The following is a 6,440-nucleotide window of genomic DNA, read 5'->3' as shown; positions in this document are numbered from 1 at the left end:
GGAGACCCCTAGGGTCGAGAGTGTGGGCCGGTCGGCTCGACCGGCTTTTTTCGGATCGACGCGAGATAGGGAGCACGACATGACTCATCACGTACGCACCATGCTGGATACCCACCCGAAAGACCTGAGCCAGATCGACAAGGATGCACTGGCCGAATGCATCGCAGCCTGCTTCGAGTGCGCCCAGACCTGCACCGCCTGCGCGGATGCCTGCCTGAGCGAGAACATGGTCGCGGAGCTGACCACCTGCATCCGCCTCAACCTCGACTGCGCTGACATCTGTGAGACCACCGGCCGGGTGCTTTCGCGTCCCGGCGGTTGGGATGTCAACCTCATCCGCTCCCTCCTGGAGGCCTGTCGTACTGCGTGTCAGGCGTGTGGGGAGGAATGCGATCGCCACGCTGAGATGCACGAGCACTGCAAGGTCTGTGCCGAGGCCTGCCGTCGGTGTGAACAAGCCTGCGCGCAGCTGCTCGCCACCCTGAGCTAACCCCGCACCACGATCACGCTCACTATCGCCCCCACCTCCCGATAGGCAGGAGCCTTCGCTCTCCGGGAACGTCGCGAATGAGACGTTGCTCCAGCACTATTGCCCCGCACCTGCGGTTGTGGCAACGAGGTGAGCGCAGTGGTTCAGATCATCGACATTCCGAGGGAAAGCACAGATGAGATGGTAAATAACACTACTGAAATGCACTCTGATGGTGGGGGCCTGACACCCACCGAACTCACCCGGCTTCATGCCTGGTGGCGGGCAGCGAACTATCTGTCCGTCGGGCAGATCTACCTGATGGACAATCCCCTGCTGCGCGAACCGTTGCAGCCCGAACACATCAAACCCCGGTTGTTGGGGCACTGGGGCACCACCCCGGGGTTGAACTTCATCTACGCGCATTTAAACCACAGCATCATCAAACGCGATCTCAACATGATCTACGTCATGGGCCCCGGCCACGGTGGACCAGGCCCGGTGGCAGCGGGATGGCTGGAAGGGACGTATAGCCAGACTTATCCGGACGTGAGCCAGGACCTGGCGGGGATGAAACAGTTATTTAAGCAGTTCTCCTTCCCCGGAGGGATTCCCAGCCATGTGGCCCCGGAAACTCCTGGCTCCATTCACGAGGGCGGGGAACTGGGTTACGCCCTCTCCCACGCCTACGGGGCGGCCTTCGACAACCCCGACCTTATTGTCGCGGCCGTGGTGGGCGATGGGGAGGCGGAAACCGGTCCGCTGGCAGCCAGCTGGCACTCCAACAAGTTCATGAATCCGGCACGCGACGGAGCTGTGTTGCCGATCCTGCACCTCAACGGCTACAAGATCGCCAGTCCCACCGTCCTGGCACGGATTGACCATAACGAGTTGGACGACTTGCTGCGCGGTTACGGGCATACGCCCTATTACGTGGAGGGCCACGACCCGGAACAGATGCACCAGGACTTCGCCCGAGCCTTGGATACCTGTCTGGAGGAAATTGCGCAGATCCAGCGTCGTGCCCGCGAGAACGGAGAGACGCACAGGCCCCGCTGGCCGATGATCGTGTTGCGCTCCCCCAAGGGATGGACCGGCCCGGCGGAAGTGGATGGGCAGGACGTGGAAGGGTCCTGGCGCTCCCACCAGGTTCCCTTCAGCGAGGCACGGGAAAACGAGAGCCACCGGCAGATCCTCGAGGACTGGTTACGCAGTTACCGCCCAGAGGAGCTCTTCGACGACTCCGGGAAACCGGTCGAAGAGATCGGCACTCTGCACCCTGTCGGGGACAGACGGATGAGTGCCAACCCTCATGCCAATGGCGGCACGTTATTGCGGGATCTACGGATGCCGGATTTTCGCGATTACGCGGTGCCGGTGGAAGAACCCGGCACCGGTCAGGTCGAGGCAACCCGGGTGCTGGGGCAGATGTTGCGCGACATTATGGCTGCGAATATGGACAATTTTCGGGTTTTCGCCCCGGATGAGAACAACTCCAACCGCCTGACCGCTGTTCTGGAGGCCACGGACCGGGCCTGGAATGCCGGAGCAGTCCCCGGGGATGATCATCTGGCCCGTGACGGACGGGTCATGGAAATCCTGTCCGAGCACACCTGTCAGGGCTGGCTGGAGGGTTACCTGCTCACCGGTCGACACGGATTCTTCTCCTGCTATGAGGCCTTCATCCATATTGTGGACTCCATGTTCAACCAGCACGCCAAGTGGTTGGATACGGCCAACGGTATCCCGTGGCGCAGGCCGGTGGCCTCCCTGAACTATCTGGTGACCTCCCACGTCTGGCGGCAGGACCACAATGGTTTCTCCCATCAGGATCCCGGCTTCATCGATCACGTGCTCAACAAGAAACCCGAGGTCATCCGGGTATACCTACCACCGGATGCGAACACGCTGCTGTCGGTGGCCGACCACTGCCTGCGCAGCCGTCAGTATGTCAATGTCATCGTCGCCGGTAAACAGCCACAGCTGCAATACCTGGACATGGACGATGCCATCGTCCACTGCACCAAGGGCATCGGCATCTGGGACTGGGCCAGCACACACCCGGACACTGAACCGGACGTCGTGCTGGGTTGCGCCGGAGACGTTCCCACCATGGAGACCCTCGCCGCCGTGGACCTTTTGCGCACCCACTTTCCGGATCTGTCGATCCGGGTGGTCAACGTCGTAGACCTCCTCCGGCTGCAACACGAGTCCGAAGGCCCGCACGGGCTGTCGGACATCGATTTCGACGCGCTGTTCACCACGGACAAGCCAGTGATCTTCGCCTACCACGGCTATCCGTGGTTGATCCACCGGCTCACTTACCGGCGGACCAACCACGGCAACTTCCATGTCCACGGTTTTAGGGAGGAAGGCACTACGACGACACCGTTTGATATGTGCGTGCTCAACCGGATCGACCGGTTCCACCTGGCCATGGCTGTGATTGACAGAGTGCCCCGGCTCAAGGACGTGTCGGCCAGCGCGCGCGAAAAATTCAAGAACGCCTTGATCGAACATCACCAGTACATCCGCACCCACGGCGAAGACATGCCGGGAATCAGCAACTGGCAATGGTCAGCTGTCCCCGGTCCCGACCTTTCCCGTGATCAGGTATCACGGGAGGAACCGGCCTGAGATGACACCGTCACATCCTCCGAAGACCCCACCGCCCCTGCCGTCGAATCATCCCACAGCCTTGCCCTATGACGCGGTGCTGTTCGACATGGACGGGGTCGTCACCCGGACTGCCCACGTGCATGCGGCGGCCTGGAAGGAGCTCTTCGACTCCGTCCTGGCCGACCCGAGATCCGGGGTGGGACCGGACACGTCGCTGTTTGACGCCGACCGGGACTACCGACTTTATGTGGACGGGCGGATCCGCGAAGACGGCATCCGTGCGTTTTTAACCTCGCGCGGTATCCGGCTTCCCACCGGCAGCCCGGAGGATGGACCGGAGGCCTGGTCGGTCGCCGGACTGGGTGTGCGCAAAAATGACCTGTTCCTGGCTGCGCTGGCCCGTGATGGTGTCAGTGTGTATCCCGGAGCCGTGGCGCTGCTGGACCGTCTGCGCAGCGGGGGTGTCCCGGTGGGTCTTGTCACGGCCAGCCGCAATGCGCAGGCTCTGTTGGAGGCCGCGGGCCTGGAGTCGGCATTTGATGTGATCATTGACGGTCAGGTGGCCGCGGAGCAGGGTTTGCCCAGCAAGCCTGACCCGGCGATGTTCCTCGAGGCGGCCCGTCGGCTGGGAGTGTCCCCGGAGCGTGCCGTGGTCATCGAGGATGCCGTGTCCGGGGTTAAGGCAGGCCGTGGCGGCGGTTTCGGACTGGTGGTGGGCATCGATCACGCCGGGTACCGGGAGCAACTGGAGGCGGCGGGTGCTGATGTCGTCCTGGGTGATGTGGGTCAGTTGGATCTGGGCGCATCGCGCACCGACCCCTGGATGCTGGTCTACGAAGGATTCGACCCGGCCCACGAGGGCCATAGGGAGGCCCTGACCGCCCTGGGTAACGGCTACATGGCCACCCGCGGTGTGCGCCCGGAACGCGGTGATGACGGGATCCACTATCCGGGGACCTACCTCTCGGGTATCTACAACCGGACGGCCGGCATCATCCACGGCCGCGAAATGGAAGAAGAACACCTGGTCAACGTCCCCAACTGGCTGCCGGTCGACGTTCGCATCGGCGACGGTCCCTGGTGGTCCACCGGAGAGATGCAGGTCTCCGAGGATCGCACTGAACTCGATCTGCGTCGCGGGACGCTCACCCGCCGGGTCACTCTCATCGGCCCCGGGGACGCACAGCTTATCGTGGTGCAGCGACGGCTGGTTTCCATGCACAACCCCCACCTGGCGGCGCTGGAAACCACGGTGACGGCACACGGGTTCAACGGTACGGTCAGCATCCGGGCCGGAATTAATGCGCAGGTCGCCAACACCAACGTCCGTGACTACATCGGCAGCGGGCAGAGGCACCTGAGCGACGCCGTCTTCACCGACCTAGACGACCACACCGTTCTGTGTGAGGTGAAGACCAACCAGAGCCAGATTCGGATCGCCCTCGCGGTACGCACGCAGTTTCCTGGCCGGGAAGCAACAGCCAGGGACGTCGACGATGGCGGCAGGAGACACCTACGCACCTTTGATGTTCAGCTGGTCGACGGGGAAACCGCCACGACGATGAAAACTGCGGCGGTAGTAACCTCACGGGATGTGGCGATCTCCTCGCCGGGAGAGGCAGCGCTCACCGAGCTCTCCCGCCATGTCGGCGACTTCGACACCCTGCTCCACGACCATGAAGCAGCCTGGCGTCGCCTGTGGGATCGCTTCGGGGTGACCTTCGACGGGGACCGCCAGTCCCGGTTGATACTCAACCTGCACGTGTTTCACCTGCTGCAGGCAATATCCGAGCACACCGCGGAGCTGGATGCCGGGGTGCCGGCCCGGGGCCTGCACGGGGAGGGGTACCGCGGGCATATCTTTTGGGATGAACTGTTCGTCCTGCCGGTTATCGGGCTGCGGCTGCCGCAGGTAAGTCAAGCACTTCTGGAGTACCGGTGGCAGCGGCTGGACGCTGCGCGGGCCGCCGCCCGGGCGCAGGATCTCAACGGGGCACTGTTTCCGTGGCAGAGCGGCAGCGACGGGCGGGAGGAGACACCCCAGTGGCTCTACAATCCACGATCCGCCCGGTGGATGCCGGACAACTCCAGCCGGCAGCGCCACGTCGGTCTGGCCATCGCCTACAACGCCTGGCAGTATTTTCAGGCCACCGGTGACCGGGACTGGCTGGCCACCCGCGGAGCGGAACTGATCATCGAGATAACCAGGATGTTCGCCTCCCTGACCACCTATGACGATGCCACCGGAAGATATCACCTCACCGGGGTGATGGGGCCGGACGAATACCACGATGGCTACCCCGATCATCCCGGAGAGGGCCTGAGCGATAATGCCTACACCAACATTCTTCTCTCCTGGGTCTGTGAACGGGCGATCGATGCCCTCCGGGAACTGGCCGGCCACCACGAACATGACCTCATCGACCGATTGGAGATCACCCCCGACGAAATCCACCACTGGTCCCAGCTGAGCAGCGCCCTGAACGTCGTGTTCCACTCCGACGGGATCATCAGTCAATTCGACGGGTACGAGGACCTGCTGGAACTGGACTGGTCGCGATACCGGGCAAAGTACGGCAACATCGGTCGGCTCGACCTCATCCTGGAAGCCGAAAAGGACACCACCAATCGATATAAACTGGCCAAACAAGCCGATGTATTGATGCTCGTCTATCTGTTGGGGGCAGCCGGTGTCATCACTCAACTCGGCAGGCTCGGTTATTCTTTCTCCGACACTGATCTGAAACGCACCGTGGAGTACTACGTGTCCCGCACCTCAGAAGGATCCACCCTCAGCCGGGTGGTCCATTCTTCGGTGCTCTCCCGCTTCAACGAAGACCAGGCCTGGGCACTGTTTCGCGAAGCCCTTGTCGCTGACCTGGATGACACCCAGGGGGGAACCACGGGCGAAGGAATTCACCTGGGTGCGATGGCGGGCACGGTGGATATCCTTACCCGCTCTTTTGCCGGTCTGCAGACCGAAGCCAACGCCCTCACTTTTACTCCCCGACTGCCTGCCCACCTGGAAAAAGTGGAGTTCCAGATCCAGTACCGCGGGCACCTGATCGATGTTGCCCTGAGCATCGATAGTTTGGTCATCCACCTACACCCCAGTACTGCCCCACCCATCTCCGTCGGGAGCGCGGGAGCGTATGTGGAACTCGCCGGTGGGCAGTCAACAGACCTGTTGGGGATACGACGCGACCCGCAGAACATATCTGCCCCAGGCATAACCAGGGGAGAAAACCCTTGATGTCCACCCCGCAGAAAGAGGCCCTGGGCACGACCTGCTCCCTCCGGCGGAGAGGGCAGCTGTCGAAGATGCACGCTGGCCGCGCACCACCCGGGAAAG

Annotated in this window: 3 protein-coding genes; all 3 read left to right on the top strand. The window is 62.6% G+C overall.

The window, feature by feature from the left end; all coding sequences use genetic code 11:
* Positions 1 to 79 precede the first annotated feature (79 nt).
* The 3 genes from CETAM_RS13665 (at position 80) to CETAM_RS13655 (ending at position 6,341) form a co-directional block, all read left to right on the top strand.
* A complete protein-coding gene (locus CETAM_RS13665) occupies positions 80 to 490 on the top strand; it encodes a four-helix bundle copper-binding protein (protein WP_126121916.1) in 411 nt (136 codons plus the stop codon).
* Between the two features lie 201 nt (positions 491 to 691).
* Positions 692 to 3,106 carry a phosphoketolase family protein gene (locus CETAM_RS13660; protein WP_197085876.1) on the top strand — a complete coding sequence of 805 codons (2,415 nt, stop codon included), beginning with the start codon at positions 692 to 694 and terminating at the stop codon, positions 3,104 to 3,106.
* Between the two features lie 76 nt (positions 3,107 to 3,182).
* On the top strand, positions 3,183 to 6,341 hold the full coding sequence (locus tag CETAM_RS13655) for a beta-phosphoglucomutase family hydrolase (protein ID WP_231587684.1): 3,159 nt from the start codon (positions 3,183 to 3,185) through the stop codon (positions 6,339 to 6,341).
* Positions 6,342 to 6,440 lie beyond the last annotated feature (99 nt).

This window comes from Corynebacterium comes, from assembly GCF_009734405.1.
Lineage (GTDB): Bacteria > Actinomycetota > Actinomycetes > Mycobacteriales > Mycobacteriaceae > Corynebacterium > Corynebacterium comes.
This window is presented reverse-complemented; position numbering and strand designations above follow the sequence as displayed.

What these genes read in the sequence shown, in the direction of transcription:
- CETAM_RS13665 (WP_126121916.1), top strand. Translation starts at nt 80, where the DNA reads ATGACTCATCACGTACGCACCATGCTGGATACCCACCCGAAAGACCTG.
- CETAM_RS13660 (WP_197085876.1), top strand. Translation starts at nt 692, where the DNA reads ATGCACTCTGATGGTGGGGGCCTGACACCCACCGAACTCACCCGGCTT.